Origin of the sequence: Limimaricola variabilis, from assembly GCF_014195545.1 — a bacterium.
Classification (GTDB): domain Bacteria; phylum Pseudomonadota; class Alphaproteobacteria; order Rhodobacterales; family Rhodobacteraceae; genus Limimaricola; species Limimaricola variabilis.
In genome coordinates, this window is record NZ_JACIBX010000009.1 from 100842 (window position 1) to 118944 (window position 18103).

Annotated in this window: 15 protein-coding genes and 1 pseudogene; 11 read left to right on the plus strand and 5 right to left on the minus strand. The window is 66.8% G+C overall.

Annotation, left to right across the window (positions count from 1 at the left end):
• The first annotated feature begins 24 nt into the window (after positions 1-24).
• Positions 25-1206, plus strand: a complete 1182-nt coding sequence (locus FHS00_RS12505; RefSeq protein WP_183474123.1) for a pyridoxal-phosphate-dependent aminotransferase family protein — start codon at positions 25-27, stop codon at positions 1204-1206.
• A gap of 409 nt (positions 1207-1615) precedes the next feature.
• Here the strand turns inward: FHS00_RS12505 and phaZ are convergent.
• A pseudogene (phaZ, locus tag FHS00_RS12510) lies at positions 1616-2887 on the minus strand (polyhydroxyalkanoate depolymerase); the annotation flags it as partial.
• 120 nt (positions 2888-3007) lie between these two features.
• Here phaZ and phaC point away from each other — a divergent pair.
• From phaC to phaR, 3 genes are all read left to right on the plus strand, one after another.
• Entirely contained in the window at positions 3008-4837 is a 1830-nt protein-coding gene (gene phaC, locus FHS00_RS12515; protein ID WP_183474129.1) for a class I poly(R)-hydroxyalkanoic acid synthase, read from the plus strand.
• Positions 4838-4989: 152 nt separating this feature from the next.
• On the plus strand, positions 4990-5454 hold the full coding sequence (locus FHS00_RS12520) for a phasin family protein (RefSeq protein WP_183474132.1): 465 nt from the start codon (positions 4990-4992) through the stop codon (positions 5452-5454).
• A 123-nt stretch (positions 5455-5577) separates the two neighbouring features.
• Entirely contained in the window at positions 5578-6117 is a 540-nt protein-coding gene (phaR, locus tag FHS00_RS12525; protein WP_183474135.1) for a polyhydroxyalkanoate synthesis repressor PhaR, read from the plus strand.
• A gap of 88 nt (positions 6118-6205) precedes the next feature.
• Here the strand turns inward: phaR and FHS00_RS12530 are convergent, their stop codons facing one another.
• Positions 6206-7573, minus strand: a complete 1368-nt coding sequence (locus FHS00_RS12530) for an aminotransferase (RefSeq protein WP_183474138.1) — start codon at positions 7571-7573, stop codon at positions 6206-6208.
• A gap of 144 nt (positions 7574-7717) precedes the next feature.
• A complete protein-coding gene (locus tag FHS00_RS12535) occupies positions 7718-8494 on the minus strand; it encodes a Bax inhibitor-1/YccA family protein (RefSeq protein WP_183474141.1) in 777 nt (258 codons plus the stop codon).
• Positions 8495-8946: 452 nt separating this feature from the next.
• Between FHS00_RS12535 and FHS00_RS12540 the strand changes: the two genes are divergently transcribed.
• Entirely contained in the window at positions 8947-9315 is a 369-nt protein-coding gene (locus FHS00_RS12540) for a helix-turn-helix domain-containing protein (protein ID WP_183474144.1), read from the plus strand.
• Between the two features lie 102 nt (positions 9316-9417).
• A complete protein-coding gene (gene hisN, locus FHS00_RS12545) occupies positions 9418-10221 on the plus strand; it encodes a histidinol-phosphatase (RefSeq protein ID WP_183474147.1) in 804 nt (267 codons plus the stop codon).
• On the opposite strand, the gene guaD is transcribed toward hisN, so the two are convergent.
• The gene (guaD, locus tag FHS00_RS12550; protein ID WP_183474150.1) at positions 10218-11507 is read right to left on the minus strand and encodes a guanine deaminase; all 1290 of its coding nucleotides are present in this window, start codon (positions 11505-11507) and stop codon (positions 10218-10220) included. The two genes, hisN and guaD, sit on opposite strands and share 4 nt — an antisense overlap.
• Before the next feature lie 110 nt (positions 11508-11617).
• On the opposite strand from guaD, the gene mgtE reads away from it, so the two are divergent.
• The 5 genes from mgtE to FHS00_RS12575 all read left to right on the plus strand — a co-directional run bounded on the left by mgtE (position 11618) and on the right by FHS00_RS12575 (position 17170).
• A complete protein-coding gene (gene mgtE, locus FHS00_RS12555; protein ID WP_183474153.1) occupies positions 11618-13006 on the plus strand; it encodes a magnesium transporter in 1389 nt (462 codons plus the stop codon).
• A complete protein-coding gene (locus tag FHS00_RS12560; protein ID WP_183474156.1) occupies positions 13003-13560 on the plus strand; it encodes a 5-formyltetrahydrofolate cyclo-ligase in 558 nt (185 codons plus the stop codon). Before mgtE ends, FHS00_RS12560 begins: the two co-directional genes overlap by 4 nt.
• Before the next feature lie 136 nt (positions 13561-13696).
• Entirely contained in the window at positions 13697-14530 is an 834-nt protein-coding gene (locus tag FHS00_RS12565; protein ID WP_183474159.1) for a TIGR00282 family metallophosphoesterase, read from the plus strand.
• Between the two features lie 38 nt (positions 14531-14568).
• The gene (locus FHS00_RS12570; RefSeq protein WP_183474162.1) at positions 14569-16347 is read left to right on the plus strand and encodes an SLC13 family permease; all 1779 of its coding nucleotides are present in this window, start codon (positions 14569-14571) and stop codon (positions 16345-16347) included.
• Positions 16348-16420: 73 nt separating this feature from the next.
• Entirely contained in the window at positions 16421-17170 is a 750-nt protein-coding gene (locus FHS00_RS12575) for a YebC/PmpR family DNA-binding transcriptional regulator (protein ID WP_183474165.1), read from the plus strand.
• A gap of 69 nt (positions 17171-17239) precedes the next feature.
• On the opposite strand, the gene FHS00_RS12580 is transcribed toward FHS00_RS12575, so the two are convergent.
• A complete protein-coding gene (locus tag FHS00_RS12580; RefSeq protein WP_183474168.1) occupies positions 17240-17845 on the minus strand; it encodes a LysE family translocator in 606 nt (201 codons plus the stop codon).
• Positions 17846-18103 lie beyond the last annotated feature (258 nt).

An 18103-nucleotide genomic window follows, 5' to 3' on the forward strand; every position in this document is an offset into this window, starting at 1 on the left:
ACCACCGCTCCGAAGGCCCCTCGCATGACGCTCTCCCACGGTCGCCCTTATCTCGCCATTCCCGGCCCGTCGGTCATGCCCGACCGGGTGCTCGCCGCCATGCAGCGCCCGGCGCCCAACATCTATACCGGTGCGCTGCACGAGATGACCGAGACGCTGTTTCCCGATCTCCGGCGGGTGGCGGGCACGGCGCATCACGCGGCGATTTACATTTCCAACGGCCACGGCGTCTGGGAGGCCGCGCTTCTCAACCTGCTGGCGCGCGGCGACCGGGTGCTGGCGCTGGTCACGGGCCATTTCGGGCGTACCTTCGCGGCGACCGCGCGGGCGCTCGGGGCCGAGGTCGAGCTGATCGAAAGCGACGGGGCGGGGCCGGTCGATCCGGCGCGGCTGGAGGACCGGCTCAGATCCGATCCGGGTCACGAGATCCGTGCCGTGATTGCCTGCCATGTGGACACCGCATCGACGGCGCGGGCCGACATGGCGGCCTATCGCGCGGCGATCGATGCCTGCGGGCACCCGGCGGTCCTGGTCGCCGACTGCATCGCCTCGATGGGCTGCGACCGTTTCGAGATGGACGCGATGGGCGTCGACGTGGCGATCACCGCCAGCCAGAAGGGGCTGATGACGCCACCGGGCCTCGGTTTTCTCTTCTTCAACGAGTGCGCCGCCGAAGCGCGCAAGCGGGCCGACATGGTGACGCCCTATTGGGACTGGACGCCGCGCGCGACGCCCGATCTCTACTACCAGTACTTTGCAGGCACGGCGCCCACGCATCACCTCTACGCACTGCGCGCCGCGCTCGACCTGATCGTCGAAGAAGGCCTGGAGAATGTCTGGCAGCGCCACGCCCGGCTCGCCGAAGCGATCTGGGCTGCGGTGGCGCAGTGGGGACGCGAGGGCGAGATGCGGCTCGGCGTCCGGGCGGCGGGGGATCGCAGCCATGCCGTCACCTCGATCCATCTCGGAGCCCCCGATGCCGACAGGCTGCGGGCTTGGTGCGAGGCAGAGACGGGGGTGACCTTCGGGATCGGATTGGGACGGACCCCGCCCGAGGGTTGGTTCCGGATCGGCCATATGGGCCACGTGAACGCGCATATGGTGCTGGGCGCGCTGGGCGTGATCGAGGCGGGGCTCGCCGCCTTGGCGATCCCGCATGCAAGCGGCGGGGTGACGGCGGCGGCCAGAACGCTGGCCACCGCCTGAGGCGTCAGTCGTTGGCGGCGCGGTCCGGGGTGCCGGGCTTCGCCGGCTGTTCCGGGCGATCCGTCTTGGCGGTCTCGTCCTTTGCCGAGCCAGCGGCCGGCTGCGGCGTGCCAGCCTGTTCCGTCTTCGCCTGAGGGGCAGGCGTGCTCGCGACGAGGGTGGGCTTCGACGGGGCGGGTTTGGGCGCCTCCTGCGGAGCCGGAGAGGTCGCTTGAGCCTTAGGCTCGGGCGTCGCCTGAACGGCCTTGGGCGCTTCCTTCGGCGCTTGAGGCGCCGGCGCGGCCTTCACCTCGGCCGCGGGCTTCGGCGCGGCGGGCTTGGGTGCCTGCTGCGGAGGAGTCGGCTGGGTCGTGGCTTTGGCCTTGGGCGCCGGTTTCGCCGGGGCGGGCTTGGCCGCTTTCTTGGGCTTGGCGGCCGCTGCCGGCTTCGCCGCCTGCGGCTTGGCCGGCGCATCGGAATTGGCGTCGATGAAGCCGAGCACCAAAGGCCGGATGTTGTTGCGCCAGCTCGACCCGGCGAAGATGCCGTAATGCCCCGCGCCGGGCTCGAGATGCGCGGCCTTCTTGGAGTCGGGCAGACCGGTCAGCAGGTCCAGCGCGGCGAGGCACTGGCCCGGCGCCGAAATGTCGTCCTTCTCACCTTCGACGATCTTCACCGCGACGGTGGTGATCTTGCCGAAATCGAGCTGGCGACCATCGACGGTAAAGACGTTGCGGGCGATCTCGCGCGTCTTGAAGATCCGCTCCACGGTCGAGAGGTAGAACTCGGCCGTCATGTCCATCACGGCAAGGTATTCGTCGTAGAACTGGTTGTGCTTGTCGTGCTCGGAAGCTTTCCCCTGCGCGGCGCGGAAGATCTGGTCGGTGAAGGCTTGGGCGTGGGTCGACGCGTTCATCGCGATGAACGAGGCGAGCTGCAGCAGCCCCGGATAGACCTGCCGGCCGACGCCCCGGTACTTGAAGCCGACCCGCTGGATCATCGAATGCTCGAGCTGACCCATGGTCACGCGGCTGCCGAAATCGGTGACGTCGGTGGCCGCGGCGTCGGGATCGACCGGCCCACCGATCAGGGTGAGCGAGCGCGGCTGCGCCGCCGCGTCATCCTCGGCCAGCATCGCGGTCGCCGCGAGGGTCAGCGGCACCGGCTGGCACACTGCGATGACATGCAGGTCCGGGCCCAGATGCCGCATGAAGTCGGCGACGTATTTGGTATAGTCCTCGACGTCGAACTTGCCCTTGCTGACGGGAATGTCGCGGGCGTTGTGCCAGTCAGTGATGTGGACGTCGCAATCGGGCAGGAGGCTGATCACCGTCTTGCGCAGCAGGGTCGCGTAATGCCCCGACATCGGAGCAACCAGGAGAACCCGTCTCCTCGGCGATTTTCTGCCGGGCGTTGTAAAGCGGATCAGGTCGCCGAAGGGACGCTTCACCAGCGTCTCGACCTTGACGATGTGGTCCTTGCCGTCGGGGCCGGTGATCGAGGGGATACCCCAGTCAGGCTTGACCACCATGCGCTCGAAGCTGCGCTCGGTCACCTCGCCCCAGGCCTTCAGCATCTGCATGCCGGGGTGGTTGGTCATCGCCATCGCCGGGTAGTCACCCAGGGCCCGCGCGGTCGCGCCAAGCCACTGGTTGGTATTGCGCATGCTTTCCATTAGGTCGTAGGTCGGCATATACTTCATTTGACTGCTCCAGGCAGGGTTCCGGGGTTCGCAGGGGCCTCCCCCGCCTCGGCTGCACACGGGTCCGACCCTCCCGTCAGGTCGTATGCTGCGGCTGCAAAATAGGGCGCGGGAGGGTGTATGACAACTGACGATCACGGCAAGGGCGACAATGGGCTCGGCGGGGGTGACGCCGCTGCCACGGGGGCGAAAGCCCGGCTCGAGGCCAATCTCGCCCGGATCGAGGCGCTAACCCAGCGCCTGGTCGGGGCGATGGGGCAGGGGCGGCAGGTGCCAAAGAACCTGCAGGGCCCGAGCCATGACCTCTACGTCAAGGCCGCCGGGACCTACTGGGCCGAGATGATGCGCGACCCGGCCAAGCTGATGGAGCATCAACTCGGCTATTGGGGCCAGACGCTCAAGCATTACGTCGAGGCCCAGCAGCAGATGATCCCCGGCACCGCGCCGACGGCCGATGGTCCGAAGGACCGTCGCTTCGCCAACCCGCTCTGGGACACCAACCCCTGGTTCAGCTTCATCAAGAACCAGTACCTGACCAATGCCGAGGCCGTGCGGCAGGCGGTGAACTCGATCGAGGGCCTCTCGGATCGCGAGAAAAAGCGGCTCGACTACTTCGCGACGCAGATCGTCGACATGTTCAGCCCCACGAACTTCCTCGCCACCAATCCCGACGCGCTGCAAAAGGCGCTCGAGACCGAGGGGCAGAGCCTGATCGACGGGCTCGAGAACCTGGTGCGCGACCTCGAGTCGAATGGCGGCGACCTCGTCGTCACCCTGGCCGATGGCGACGCCTTCCGGGTCGGTGAGAACCTCGCCACCACGCCGGGCGAGGTGGTGTTTCGGAACCACCTGTTCGAGCTGATCCAGTACGCACCCACCACCGAGGACGTGCACGAGACGCCGGTGGTGCTGTTCCCGCCCTGGATCAACAAGTACTACATCCTCGACTTGAAGCCGCAGAACAGCCTGATCCGCCACGTGGTCGAGCAGGGCCACACGCTCTTCGTGGTCAGCTGGATCAACCCCGACCCGAGCTATGCCGAGATCGGCATGACCGATTACGTCGAGGACGGCTACATCCGCGCGATCGAGACGGTGAAGGAGATCTGCGGCACCAAGACGGTCAATGCCGTCGGCTACTGCATCGCCGGGACGACGCTGGCGCTGACCCTGTCGGTGCTCAAGGCCCGTAAGGACAAGTCGGTCAACTCCGCCACCTTCTTCACCACGCTCACCGATTTCTCGGACCAGGGCGAGGTGGGCGTGTTCCTCGACGATGATTTCGTCGATGGGATCGAGGCCGAGGCGCGGGCCGCTGGGGTGCTCGACAAGTTCTACATGTCGCGCACCTTCTCGTTTCTCAGGGCGCGCGACCTGATCTACCAGCCGGCGATCCGCAGCTACATGATGGGCGAGGCGCCGCCCGCTTTCGATCTGCTCTACTGGAACGGCGACGGGACCAACCTGCCTGCGCGCATGGCGGTCGAGTACCTGCGCGGTTTGTGCCAGGAGGACCGCTTCGCACGGGACGGGTTCGAGGTGGCGGGGCATCTAGCGAAACTGTCGGAAGTCAGCGTGCCGGTCTTTGCCGTGGGCTGCGAGAGCGACCATATCGCCGCCTGGGACTCGAGCTGGCGCGGCGTGAAGAAGATGGGCGCCAAGGACAAGACCTTTGTGCTGTCGGGTTCGGGCCATATCGCCGGTATCGTCAATCCGCCCGCGAAGAAGAAATACGGCTACTGGACCAACGCGGCCGACGCGGCGACGCCGGAGGAATGGCGCGCCGCCGCGACCCGGCACGAGGGGTCCTGGTGGCCGCTCTGGACCGAGTGGCTGAAGCCCCGCGCAGGCGAGCTGGTACCGGCTCGCGAGCCCGGCTCCAAGGCGCATCCGCCGCTTGGCCCGGCGCCCGGCCGCTATGTTCTCGGGGGTCGACTCGCTGCCGAGTAGAGGGCGTATGGGTGAAGCCTGCCCCTAGGGAAATTTTTTGCTGCACCGCAGAAGAATGACTTGAAATGCTGCGGTGCAGCATGCATATTCCCCTTACGAGTTCGATAGAGCGGGGCCTTGGAGCTGCCGCAGCGACCAGAAAGGGACCTCAAATGGCCAACACCCAAGACTTCACCTCGATCTTCAAAGACATGATGGGCTCCTTCCCCGTCGACACCAAGAACATGGAAGAGATGTTCAAGAACCAGAGCACGCTCGCCGAGAAGCTGTCGGCCGCCAACCTGGAAGCCGCCCAGAAGTCGACCGAGCTGTCGGCGAAGTGGGCCCAGGACACGCTCGCCAAGTTCGGCGAAGTGACCCGCGCCAAGTCCGAGCCGGCCGACTACGCCAAGTCGATGAGCGACTTCCTCTCCGCTTCGGCCGAAGCCACTTCCGAGCACATGGCCGCCTTCGCCGAGATCGCGAAGAAGCTGCAGACCGAGACCCTCGAGCTGATGCTTTCGGCCGGCAAGGATCTGAGCGACGACATGACCAACGCCGCCAAGAAGGCCGGTGCCGACGCTCAGGCCGCGACCCGCAAGGCCTCGGCCCAGACCGCACAGGCTGCCTCCAAGTAAGCCGCACCGCGGCGATCCTCCCTCGCCGCGAAGGGCGGGCTGCCAAGCGCAGCCCGCCCTTTCTTTTTGTGAAACACCATCCTAGGCTTTGCTGCAGCGCATCATGCCTTGGGGGGAACCGAGATGGCCGAGACCACGAAACCGCTTCTGATCAAGCGCTATGCCAGCCGCCGGCTCTACAACACCGAGACCAGCGACTACGTCACGCTCGAGGATATCGCGGGCTTCATTCGCGCGGGCCGCGAGGTGCAGATCGTCGACCTCAAATCCGGTGACGACCTGACCCGGCAGTATCTGCTGCAGATCATCGCCGAGCACGAGAGCCGTGGCGAGAGCGTGTTGCCCGTCGACGTGCTGACCGACCTCGTGCGCAGCTACACGAGCCAGGCCAGCTCGGTGGTGCCGCAATTCCTTGCCGCCTCCTTCGAGATGCTGCGCGACGGCCAGTCGAAGATGATGGAGAACATGACCAAGGTGTCGCCGATGGGGCAGATGCCCGGCTTCGACGCGATGCGCGCGCAGCAGGCCGCCTTCTTCAAGGCGATGACTGGCGGCATGATGGGCTCCACCGGTCCCAAGCCGGAGCGCGAGGAAGACAATCTCGACGACATCAAGAAGCAGCTCGCAGAGCTTCAGTCCAAACTGGCGCGGATGAGCAAGTAGCGCCGACCCCGGCGCTTCCGTCCGTCATGATTTCAGGGAATGGTGAGGCGCGGGCATGTCCCGCGCCTCCTTGTCTTCCGGACCTAGGTCAGGCGACTTCGGCGAATACCTTGTCCAGCGCCGCTTCGAGCTTGGCGAACATCTCGTCCATCTGGCCCTCGGTGAGGATGAAGGGCGGGCAGAGCACGATCGACTGGCCCAGCGGCCGGCAGATCAGCCCCTGATCGGTGCAGGCATTGGCGATCCGCTCGCTGACCGAGAGGTGTCCCTCGAACGGCGTCTTCGTGGCCTTGTCCGCGACCGCCTCAAGCGCGCCCATGAAACCACGTCCACGCCATTCGCCGATATGCGGATGCTCGGCGAGCCGCGCCATACCGGCCTCGAAGCGCGGCGTCAGCCGCTTCACATTGTCTGCCAGCCCCCCGTTCATCACCACGTCGATCGCCTTGAGCGCGATGGCGCAGCCCACCGGGTGCCCCGATGCGGTGAAGCCGTGCGGGAACTCCTCGATCTTCTCGGCGGCGCGGCCCATCCGGTCCGACAGCTCCGGCCCGAGGATCACCGCGCCCATCGGGAAGAAGCCCGCGGTCAGGTTCTTGGACGAGATGATGGCGTCGGGCATGAAGTCGTAGGTCTCGCAACCCCAGGTGTTGCCGGTGCGACCGAAGCCGGTGATCACCTCGTCCGAGATGATCGGGATGCCATGGCGACGCAGGATCGGCTCAATCGCTTGGAAGTAGCCCGCGCTGGGCGGGATCACCCCGCCCGCACCCATCACCGGCTCGGCAAAGAAGCCGGCGATGGTCTCGGCGCCCTCGCGCGCGATGGTCTCCTCGAGCTCGTCGGCCATGCGCTGCGTGAACTGCGCCTCGCTCTCGCCCTCGCGCCCCTCGCGCCAGTAATGCGGGCAGGAGAGGTGGATGAAGCCGTCGAAGGGCAGGCCGAAGACGGAATTGTAGGGTTTGCCGGTCATCGAAGCCGAGACCGCCGTGACGCCGTGATAGGCGTTCTTGCGGGTGAGGATCTTGCGTCGCTGCGGCTGGCCCTCGCTGGCCCAGAGGAACCACAGCATCTTGACCATGGTGTCGTTCGCCTCGGAACCGGAGTTGGTGTAGAACACCTTGGCGCTCTCGAAGGGCGAAACCTCCGACAGCTTCTCCGACAGCATCACCGTCTGGTCCGACATCCGCCCGAAGAAGGCGTGGTAGCCGGGAAACCGCGCGTATTGGGCCTGTGCCGCTTCGATCATGCCGGGGTGGTCGAAGCCGGCCACCATGTTCCAGAGCCCGGAATTGGCGTCGAGATAGCGGCGCCCTTCGGTGTCGACGATGTAGGGCCCCTCGCCATGGGTCACCACGATGGTGCCGCGTTCGGCCACCGTGGGCAGGTCGGTGAAACCGTAGAAGGAATGCGCCGCCGCGCGGGCGCCCCAGCTGTTCGGGCCGTGTTGGGTCATCTTGCTCTCCTGCGTCTTGCAGCGGAGCCTAGACGCGGGCTCGACGCGCCGCAATCGGGACGACGGGCGACGCGGGGGCAGGGCTGACCACGAAAAAGGGGCCGGCGTTTCCGCCGGCCCCCTCGGGTTCCGAAGTCCTGGTGCTTACTCGCGATTGCCGAAGAGCTGCAGCAGGAACATGAACATGTTGATGAAGTCGAGATAGAGCTGCAGCGCGCCCATGATGGCGGCCTTGCCCAGCCACTCGGCGTCGCCATGCGCGGCATGGCTGACATAGACGTTCTTGATGTTCTGCGTGTCATAGGCCGTCAGGCCCGCGAAGATCAGAACGCCCAGCACCGAGATCGCGAAAGCGACCGCCGAGGAGGCGAGGAAGATGTTTACGATCGAGGCGACGATCAGGCCGATCACGCCCATGATCAGGAAGGTGCCGAAGCCCGACAGGTCCTTCTTGGTGGTGTAGCCGTAAAGCGACAGCCCCGCGAAGGCGATCGCCGTGATCAGGAAGACCTGCACGATCGACACGCCGGTGAAGACGAGGAAGATCGAGCTGAGCGACAGGCCCATCACCGCGGCGAAGGCGTAGAACACGGTCTGGGCGGTGGCCGCGGACATCCGGTTCATGCCGGCCGAGAAGCCGAAGACAAAGAGCAGCGGCGCGAACATGATCAGCCATTTCAGCGGCGAGGCGTAGATCGCGGCGCCGAAATTGGTCAGGTACTTGCCGGCGCCGATCTGCGCGGCGGCAAGCGACGGGTCGGTGGTGGTGGCCAGCCCTGCGATCGCCCAGGCGGCGGCGGCAGTGATCACCATGCCCACGGACATCGTGCCGTAGACCTTGTTCATGTGGGCGCGCAGGCCCTCGTCGATCCGAGCGGTGCGGGCTCCGGCCGTCGCACGGATCGTGTTGAATTCAGCCATAGAGACCTCCGTTCAGAAAGCAGTTCAGTCGCTGTCCGATATTGGGGATCGGCCCGCTCTTTTCAAGTGTGTCGGGGCGGGTCGCCCCTCGCTCTGTGACGCTTTCGGGCGCGTTTGGAGAGCCGGAATATCAGCGCCGCTCGTTACGTTGCGTCGTGTTCGTTTTTAAAGCGATATTCTTACCGGGAGGAGAAGACCGGCACGCTAGCGGCATTCCGCCCGCACAACCCGAATGGCGTTGCAATTCATGAAGTTGCGATACAATCCTGACCTTCCGGACAGGTGCCGCCCTGCGGATGCCCCGATTTCTGATCTAAAAGCAATGATGACCGATGCAACCAAAACGTGTCTTAATGGATATATACTGACGGGCAGTTCTTGCTCGAACATTAATCGACTTGGGAGCGTCGCTATCCGGGAGGAGGGCGTCCGAAGGTAGGAAGGCCGGCATTATGAAGCATCCAGTAGACGTCCATGTTGGCAAGCGTATTCGCCACCGGAGGTGGATGAACGGCACCACCCAGCAGCAGCTTGCCGAAAAGGTCGGCATTAAGTTTCAGCAGATCCAGAAATATGAAACCGGCATGAACCGGGTCAGCGCCTCCCGGCTGTGGGACATCGCACACGCGCTCGGTGTGCCGGTCTCCTTCTTCTTTGAGGGCATGGAAGCGGCCCAGCCCGAGGCCGGCCCCGGCGACATGCCCGGCGACGTGATGGCGGATCGCGAGGCGCTGGAACTGCTCCGCTCTTATTATGCGATCCCCGAGCAGCAGCGCCGTCGGTTGTTCGATCTCGCGCGCGTGCTGAGCGACGCCGCCTGAAAGCCCCGATCCGAGGGTGAGCCCCCGGCTTGACCGGGGCGACACCTGCGCGCTACCGCCGGTGCCGGGCGGGATGCTCCGTCCGGGCTCGACGGAGACATCATGACCGGCACGCTTACCCCCGATCTGCAGCGCGACCTCGCGGCCACCGCCCATGCGCTAGCCGACGCAGCCCGTCCCGAGGCGCTGCGTCATTTCCGCACCCAGATCGCGTCCGAGAACAAGCTCGAAACCGGCTTCGACCCGGTTACCGAGGCCGATCGGGCCGCCGAGCGCGCGATGCGCGCGGTGCTGGCCGAGCGCCGCCCCGATGACGCGATCCTGGGCGAGGAATACGGCCACAGCGCCGGGACCAGCGGCCTGACCTGGGTGCTCGACCCGATCGACGGTACCCGTGCCTATATCGCCGGCACGCCCACTTGGGGCGTGTTGATCGCGGTGAACGACGCCGAGGGGCCAGTCCATGGGCTGATCGATCAACCCTATATCGGCGAACGCTTCGAAGGCGGTTTCGGCGTGGCACGGCTGGCCGGCCCCCGGGGTGAAACCCCGCTTGCCACCCGTGCCCCGCGTCCCTTGGCCGAGGCGATCGTGATGACGACCTTTCCGGAAGTGGGCAGCCCCGCCGAGCGGGCAGGGTTCGAGGCAGTGAGCCAGGCTGTCCGGCTGACCCGCTATGGCATGGACTGCTACGCCTATGCGTTGGTGGCGCTGGGTCAGGTCGATCTGGTGATCGAGGCCGGGCTCAACAGCTACGACATCTGCGCGCCGATCGCGGTGATCGAGGCGGCGGGCGGCATCGTCACCGATTGGGATGGCGGCCCGGCGCATGGCGGCGGTCGCGTGATCGCCGCCGCCAACAGCCGGATCCATGCCGAGGCGCTCGAACTGTTGCGGGGGCGCTAGCCCTTCATCCGCCGCCCGGCGACATAGGTTGCCGCGATCGCCCGGTCGTCGCCCATCATGATGGTCGGGAACAACGCCTCCCAGATATCGGAGGCCACCGCGCTGCGCTGCGCGATGCCCGGCGTCGAGGCGAGGTCGAGCACGATCATGTCGGCCATGGCGCCTGGTGCCAGCCGCCCGATCTCGCCTTCGGCATGCAGCACCTTCGCCGATCCTTCAGTGGCCAGCCACAGGAGCTGCGCCGGATGGATCGGGTTGCGCTTGAGCTGGCCGATCTCATAGGCGGCGCCCATCACCCGCAGCATCGAGAACGACGAGCCGCCGCCGGTATCCGAGGCCAGCCCGATCCGCTGCCCCTCGGCCACCCGTGCGGCCATGTCGAACAGGCCGGAGCCGATGAAGGTGTTCGAGGTCGGGCAATGCACCAGCCCCGCGCCGGTCTCGCGCAGCCGGTCGGCCTCGCGCGGCTCAAGGTGGATCGCGTGGCCGTAGAGCCCACGTTCACCCAGCAGCCCGTGCGCCTCGTAAGTGTCGAGATAGTCGCGCGCTTGCGGGTAGAGGCTTTTGACCCATTCGATCTCGTCGACCTGCTCGGAAAGATGGGTCTGCATCAGGCAGGAGGGGCTCTCGGCCCAGAGTGCGCCCAGCGCCTCGAGCTGCTCGGGCGTCGAGGTGGGCGAGAAGCGCGGCGTGATGACATAGGTCGCGCGGCCCTTGCCGTGCCAGCGTTCGAGCAGCGCCTTGCTGTCGTCATAAGCACTCTGCGACGTGTCGCTGAGGTAATCGGGGGCGTTGCGGTCCATGCAGGTCTTGCCCGCGAAGCCCGCCATGCCGCGCGCCTGCGCGGCCTCGAAGAAGGCGTCGACGCTGCTGGGATGGATGGTGCAGAAGCTGGTCAGCGTGGTGGTGCCATGCGCCAGCGCCAGATCGAGCGTGCGGCCTGCGATCTCGTCGGCATAGGCCCGGTCGGCGAACTTGCCTTCCTCGGGAAAGGTATAGCTGTTGAGCCAGTCGATCAGCCGCTTGCCCCAGCTCGCGATCATCGCAGTCTGCGGGTAATGCATGTGCGCGTCGACGAAGCCGGGCAGGATCAGGCCGTCACCGTGATCCTCGACAATCGCCTCGGGATGCGCGGCGCGCAGCGCGTCGGCCTCACCGGTGGCCGAGACGCGTCCGCCCTCGACCAGCACCGCGCCGCGGCTCGAATGGGTGGCGGCGGCGGGGCCCTCGATGAAGGGATCGCCGGTGAAGCTCAGGGTCTGCCCGAGATGCAATGTCTTTGTCATGCGCCAACGATAGGAGCGGCGCGCGCGCAGGTAAATCGGCCAAGCGGGCCGCGCTCCGGTTGCCGTGGCGCGAACAATCACTATGGTCCGCGCAAACACCGGGAGACGCCATGAACGACCAGATCGAGAGCCCGGAGCCGGAGACCGAGGAGGACGATTTCGGCCTGCCGGCACGGCTCTTCGACGAGGTGCTCGACGCGGTCGAGGCAGGCGACGCGGCGCGGCTCGACGCGCTGCTCGATCCGCTGCACCCGGCCGACGTCGCCGACCTGCTCGAACAGATCGATGGCCGCGACCGTCGCGCGCTACTCGCACTGTGGAAGGGCGGGATGGACGGGGAGATCCTCTCCGAGCTCGACGACAATCTGCGCGAGGAGATCATCCAGAGCCTCGCGCCGACCGAGCTGGCCGAGGCGGTGCGCGAGCTCGAATCCGACGACGTGGTCGACCTTGTCGAGTATCTCGACGAGGACCAGCAGGCGGCCGTGCTCGACGCGCTGGCCGCCACCGACCGGATCGCGGTCGAGAAGGCGCTCGCCTATCCGGAGGAATCCGCCGGCCGACTGATGCAGGTCGAGGTGGTGCGCGCGCCCGAGCACTGGACCGTGGGCGAGGCGATCGACTTCCTGCGCCGCTCCGAGACGCTGCCCGACCAGTTCTACCACGTCATGCTGGTCGATCCGCGCATGAAGCCGGTGGGCTACGTGCAGATCGGCAGGCTCCTGTCCAAGCCGCGGGCCACGCCGTTGCGCGACATCACCGAGGAGAGCTTCCGCACCTTCCATGTCGAGGATGACGAGGGCGCGGTTGCCTATGCCTTCAACCAGTACCACCTGATCTCGGCCCCGGTGGTCGATGACGACGACCGGCTGGTCGGGGTCATCACCATCGACGACGCGATGAACGTACTCGACGAGGAGCACGAGGAGGACATCCTGCGCCTCGCCGGCGTCGGCGGCGAAAGCGAGCTGTCGGATTCGGTGCGCGAGACGACCAAGCAGCGTCTGCCTTGGCTCGCGGTGAACCTCGGCACGGCGATCATCGCCTCGCTCGTGATCTCGCTCTTCGAGGAGACCATCGCCGGGCTGGTGGCGCTTGCCGTCCTCATGCCGATCGTCGCCTCAATGGGCGGCAATGCGGGCACCCAGTCGCTCACCGTCGCGGTGCGCGCCATCGCGACGCGCGACCTCACCACGTCGAATGTCTGGCGGGTGATCCGCCGCGAGGTGGCGGTGGGGCTGATCAATGGCCTCGCCTTCGCGCTGGTCATGGGCGTGGTCGGCCTGTTGTGGTTCGGGTCGCCGATGCTCGGTGCGGTGATCGCCGTCGCCATGGTCATCAACCTCGTCGTGGCCGGGCTGTCGGGGGTGGTGGTGCCGGTGGTGCTCGATCGGTTCGGGATCGACCCGGCGCTGGCCTCGGGCACCTTCGTGACCACGGTGACCGACGTGGTGGGCTTCTTCGCTTTCCTCGGCCTCGCCTCGGTGATCCTGCTGTGAGCGATCTGGCGGCGCGCAAGCGGGCGGCGCGCGAAGCGGCCTTCGCGCGTCGCGCCGCGGCCTACCGCGTCGAGGGGCCGCAGGCGGTGCATCTCGCACGATGGCTGCGCGCGCATCCGGGGCTCGATGTCGCGGGCTACATGCCGATGCGCACCGAGATCGACCCGCTGCCTGCCATGGCGGCGGCGGCCGAGACGGCGCGCGTCGGCGTGCCGGTGATCGACGGGCCGGGACTGCCGCTGCGGTTTCGCGAATGGCGGCCGGGCTGCGCGCTCGAGCCGGGCCGCTTCGGCGCGCAGGTGCCGGTCTCGGGTGACTGGATCGAGCCGCGAATCGTCATCGTGCCGCTGGTGGCCTTCGACCGTCAGGGGCACCGGCTGGGCTATGGCGGCGGCTTCTACGACCGGACCCTGGCCCGGCTGCGCGCGCTTGGATCGGTGACAGCGGTCGGTTTCGCCTTCGCGGCGCAGGAGGCCGTGGAAATTCCGATCGAGCCGACCGACCAGCCGCTGGACCTGATCGTGACCGAAACCGGGATCGTCGTTCCGGGCTGAATGCGGCCGGGGAACGGGCGTTCCGAAGGCAGGCACGGCCACGGATCGGGCGGTCCGACAGGGGGCGCCGGAGACGCTGCGACGCGCCGCAACGCTGCGCTTGCCCTTTACGGATGCCCCCCCTAACACCTGCGGAATGAGAATATTATTCCTTGGCGATGTGATGGGACGTGGCGGACGACAGGCGGTGGCCGAGCGCCTGCCGAACCTGCGTCGCGACTGGCGGCTCGATTTCGTGGTGGTCAATGGCGAGAACGCCACCGGTGGGCGGGGTCTGTCGCCGGAGCATGCCAAGGGCATCCTTGAGGCCGGCGCGGACGTCATCACGCTGGGCGATCATGCCTTCGATCAGAAGGAGATGATGCGCTTCTGCGAGACCGAGCCGCGCATCATCCGTCCCCTGAACTACTCGAAATCCGCGCCCGGCACCGGCGCGCGGGTGTTCGAGGCGACGCGCGGCCGCAAGGTGCTGGTGGCGCAGGTGCTGGGGCAGGTCTTCATGAGCCGCCCCTATGACGACCCGTTCTCGGCGCTCGACCCGGTGCTGCGGGCGCATCCGCCCGGCGGCGCGGTCGCGGCGAGCCTGATCGACATCCATTGCGAGGCGACGAGCGAGAAGATGGGCGTCGGCCATTACTGCGATGGCCGCGCGAGCGTCGTGGTCGGCACCCATACCCACGTGCCCACCGCCGATGTGCAGATCCTGCCGCGCGGCACCGCCTTTCAGTCGGATGCCGGGATGTGCGGCGATTACGACAGCGTCATCGGCATGCAGAAGGACGAGCCGCTCAGGCGCTTCGTCACCGGCATGCCGGGAGGACGCTTCACCCCGGCGATGCAGGAGGTCACGCTAGCCGGTCTCTACGTGGAGACCGACGACCGGACCGGCCTCGCCACCCGGGTCGAGATGGTCCGTCAGGGGGGGCGGCTGTCTCAGTGCGGACCCGCGGCAGCAACCGCGGGGCAGTAGAGTTCCGGCCACATCCGTGGTCGTAGAAAGGTTCTGAAATGTTCGGAATTTCCCTGTCGCCGGACGCCGAGGCCATCGCGGCGATGTTGATCGTGCTGGCGATGTTCCTCGCCTTCCTGCGCGAGTTCTACCCGGTCGAAGTGGTGGCGATCACCGGGGCCGTGCTGATGCTGGTGCTGGGCATCCTGCCCGAATCCACCGCGATCAGCATCTTTGCCAACCCCGCGCCCTGGACCATCGCCGCGCTTTTCGTCGTGGTTGGGGCGCTGGTGCGCACCGGCGCGCTCGACTGGCTCTCGGCCCAGGCCGCCCGCCATGTCGAGCAACGCCCCAAGACGACGCTGATCACGCTGACCTTCACCGTGCTGGCGATGTCGGCCTTCATCAACAACACGCCGATCGTCGTGGTGATGATCCCGATCTTCGTGAAGTTGTCGGGGCAGATGGGGCATCAGCCGTCAAAGCTGCTGATCCCGCTCAGCTACTTCGCGATCTTCGGCGGGATGCTGACGCTGATCGGCACCTCGACGAACCTGCTGGTCGACGGCGTGGTGCAGGCCACCGGGATGAAGCCCTTCGGTATCTTCGAGATCACCGGGCCGGGGCTGATCATGGCAGCCGTGGCGGTCACCTATCTCGGTCTGTTCGGGCGCAAGTTGCTGCCCGACCGCGACTCGATGGCCGGGCTGCTGTCGAACAAGTCGAAGATGCGTTTCTTCACCGAAGCGGTGATCCCGCCCGACAGCAACCTGATCGGCCGCGAGGTCACCGACGTGCAGCTGTTCAAGCGCGACGGCGTGCGGCTGATCGACGTGGTGCGCGGCGACGCCTCGCTGCGGCGCGACCTCACCGGCGTCACGCTGCAGGTCGGCGACCGGGTGGTGCTGCGGACCGCGATGACCGAGCTTCTCTCGCTGCAGGCCAATAAGAGCCTGCGCCGCGTCGATCAGGTCTCGGCGGTCGAGACCACCACGGTCGAGGTGCTGATCACCCCCGACTGCCGGATGGTCGGGCGCAAGCTGGGCGATCTGCGACTGCGCCGTCGCTACGGCGTCTATACGCTGGCGGTGCATCGCCGCGACCGCAATATCGGCCGCCAGATTGACGATCTCGTGGTTCGGATCGGCGATACGCTGCTGCTCGAAGGCGCGATGGCTGACATCCAGCGTCTCGCTACGGACATGAACCTCGTCAACGTCGCCCAGCCGACCGAGCGGGCCTACCGGCGCAGCCACGCGCCGATCGTGCTCGCCGTTCTGTTCGGCATCGTCGGGCTGTCGGCGATCGGTGTCGCCAACATCGCGGTGATGAGCTTTCTCGGCGTCGCGGTGGTGCTGCTGACGCGGTGTATCGACGCCGACGAGGCCTTCGGCTTCATCGACGGAAGGTTGCTGGCGCTGATCTTTGGCATGCTCGCGGTGGGAGCCGGGCTCGATCATTCCGGCGCGGTGGCGCTCCTGGTTGAGTGGCTGACGCCGGTGCTGCAGCACATGCCGAGCTGGGCGCTGGTGCTGGTCGTCTACCTGCTGGCCTCGGTGCTGACCGAAATCGTGTCCAACAACGCGGTGGCGGTGATCCTCACCCCGGTGGCGATCGGTCTGGGGCAGGCGCTGGGCGTCGATCCGCGGCCGCTGGTGGTGGCGGTGATGTTTGGCGCGAGCGCCAGCTTCGCCACGCCGATCGGCTACCAGACCAACACGCTGGTCTATGGTCCCGGCGGCTACAAGTTCACCGACTTCCTTCGGATCGGCGTGCCGCTCAACGTGTTGACGGCGCTGACCGCGGCGATCGTGATCCCGCTGTTCTTTCCGCTGTGACGCTGCGCTTGCCCCCTTCGCGGGGGCTGGCATATAGAGACCCGGTTCTCGCATTCACGACAGGAGCCCCGCCATGGCCGGCCATTCCAAATGGGCCAACATCCAGCACCGCAAGGGGCGGCAGGACGCCGCGCGCTCCAAGCTGTTCTCGAAGCTCTCCAAGGAGATCACCGTCGCCGCCAAGATGGGTGACCCCGATCCCGACAAGAACCCGCGCCTGCGCATGGCGGTCAAGGAGGCCAAGTCGGTCTCGGTTCCCAAGGACGTGATCGACCGCGCCATCAAGAAGTCCCAAGGCGGCGACGCGGAGAGCTATGACGAGATCCGCTACGAGGGCTACGGCCCCGGCGGCGTCGCCGTCATCGTCGAGGCGATGACCGACAACCGCAACCGGACCGTCTCGAACGTGCGCTCGACCTTCGGCAAGAGCGGCGGCAACCTTGGCGAGACCGGCTCGGTTTCCTTCATGTTCGATCGCAAGGGCGAGATCTTCTACAAGCCCGAGGTCGGCGACGCCGACACGGTGATGATGGCCGCGATCGAGGCGGGCGCCGAGGATGTCGAAAGCGACGAGGACGGCCACTGGATCTATTGCGCCGACACCGATCTCAACGAGGTCGCGACGGCCCTCGAGGCCTCGCTCGGCGAGAGCGAGACCAGCAAGCTGATCTGGAAGCCGCAGAACCGCACGCCGCTCGGCGCCGAGGAATTTGCGAAGCTGATGAAACTGGTCGAGACGCTCGAGGATGACGACGACGTGCAGACCGTCACCACCAATGTCGATGCTTCCGATGAGGTGATGCAGGCCTATGCCGAAGGCTGAGGCCTAGGGCTCACGTTGACAGAAACGACCGCGACGCCGGGGACCCAGATGGGTCTCCGGCGTTTCTCGTCAGAGCGCCGCGAGGATCGGCCAGAGCGTGGCGACCAGCAGCGCCGCCATCGTGACGTTGAAGATCCTGAGACGGCGGGGCTGCGACAGCAGGCGCCGCAGCGAAGTCCCGAGCACGGTCCATAGCCCGGCCGAGACCGTGCCCATCACGGCGAAGACCGCCACCACCAGCGCCACACCCCAGAGCCCGGCATCCCCGACATAGGCGCTGGTTGCCGTCACCGACATCGCCCAGGCCTTGGGGTTCACCCATTGGAACGCCGCTGCCTGAATGAAGGTGAGGGGACGACCCTCGGTCTCGGGCGCGTCGGCCGATTTCGGCGCCGCCGTGGCGATCTTCCAAGCCAGCCAGAGCAGGAAGCCGATCGAGGCGATCCGCAGCACGGTGGTCAGCGCCGGCCACAGCTCGAAGACCCGTGCAAGTCCGAGGCCTACGAGTCCGGCCATGGCGGCGAAGCCCAGCGCCACGCCCGCCATGTGCGGCACCGAGCGGCGCAGCCCGAAATTGGCGCCCGAGGCCATCAGCATGAAGTTGTTCGGCCCCGGCGTGAACAGGGTCACGAGGGCGAAGCCCATCAGGGCGGGCAGGAGCGCGAGCGAGGTCATGCCGTCAATCTGCACGCGTCGGGGAGAATGGAAAGTCCCAAAACGAGAAACGGCGACGCCCAGGGAGGAGGAGGGGCGCCGCCGTCTGTTCCGGTCCGCGGGTCCTCAGGGAGGAGGAGGAGAACCCGTGTCCGTCTCTGTCGACCGGCGGAGCCAGGGAGGAAGAGGGCCCGGCCGGTCCATGCAACGGATGCCTGTATGGGAGGAGGGGCATCCGTATCCTGTGCGACCGGCGGGGTCAGGGAGGAGGAGGACCCC

What these genes read in the sequence shown, in the direction of transcription:
- FHS00_RS12575 (WP_183474165.1), top strand. Translation starts at nt 16,421, where the DNA reads ATGGCCGGCCATTCCAAATGGGCCAACATCCAGCACCGCAAGGGGCGG.
- FHS00_RS12535 (WP_183474141.1), bottom strand. Translation starts at nt 8,494, where the DNA reads ATGGCTGAATTCAACACGATCCGTGCGACGGCCGGAGCCCGCACCGCT.
- FHS00_RS12530 (WP_183474138.1), bottom strand. Translation starts at nt 7,573, where the DNA reads ATGACCCAACACGGCCCGAACAGCTGGGGCGCCCGCGCGGCGGCGCAT.
- phaC (WP_183474129.1), top strand. Translation starts at nt 3,008, where the DNA reads ATGACAACTGACGATCACGGCAAGGGCGACAATGGGCTCGGCGGGGGT.
- FHS00_RS12570 (WP_183474162.1), top strand. Translation starts at nt 14,569, where the DNA reads ATGTTCGGAATTTCCCTGTCGCCGGACGCCGAGGCCATCGCGGCGATG.
- mgtE (WP_183474153.1), top strand. Translation starts at nt 11,618, where the DNA reads ATGAACGACCAGATCGAGAGCCCGGAGCCGGAGACCGAGGAGGACGAT.
- hisN (WP_183474147.1), top strand. Translation starts at nt 9,418, where the DNA reads ATGACCGGCACGCTTACCCCCGATCTGCAGCGCGACCTCGCGGCCACC.
- FHS00_RS12540 (WP_183474144.1), top strand. Translation starts at nt 8,947, where the DNA reads ATGAAGCATCCAGTAGACGTCCATGTTGGCAAGCGTATTCGCCACCGG.
- phaR (WP_183474135.1), top strand. Translation starts at nt 5,578, where the DNA reads ATGGCCGAGACCACGAAACCGCTTCTGATCAAGCGCTATGCCAGCCGC.
- FHS00_RS12520 (WP_183474132.1), top strand. Translation starts at nt 4,990, where the DNA reads ATGGCCAACACCCAAGACTTCACCTCGATCTTCAAAGACATGATGGGC.
- FHS00_RS12505 (WP_183474123.1), top strand. Translation starts at nt 25, where the DNA reads ATGACGCTCTCCCACGGTCGCCCTTATCTCGCCATTCCCGGCCCGTCG.
- FHS00_RS12565 (WP_183474159.1), top strand. Translation starts at nt 13,697, where the DNA reads ATGAGAATATTATTCCTTGGCGATGTGATGGGACGTGGCGGACGACAG.
- guaD (WP_183474150.1), bottom strand. Translation starts at nt 11,507, where the DNA reads ATGACAAAGACATTGCATCTCGGGCAGACCCTGAGCTTCACCGGCGAT.
- FHS00_RS12580 (WP_183474168.1), bottom strand. Translation starts at nt 17,845, where the DNA reads ATGACCTCGCTCGCGCTCCTGCCCGCCCTGATGGGCTTCGCCCTCGTG.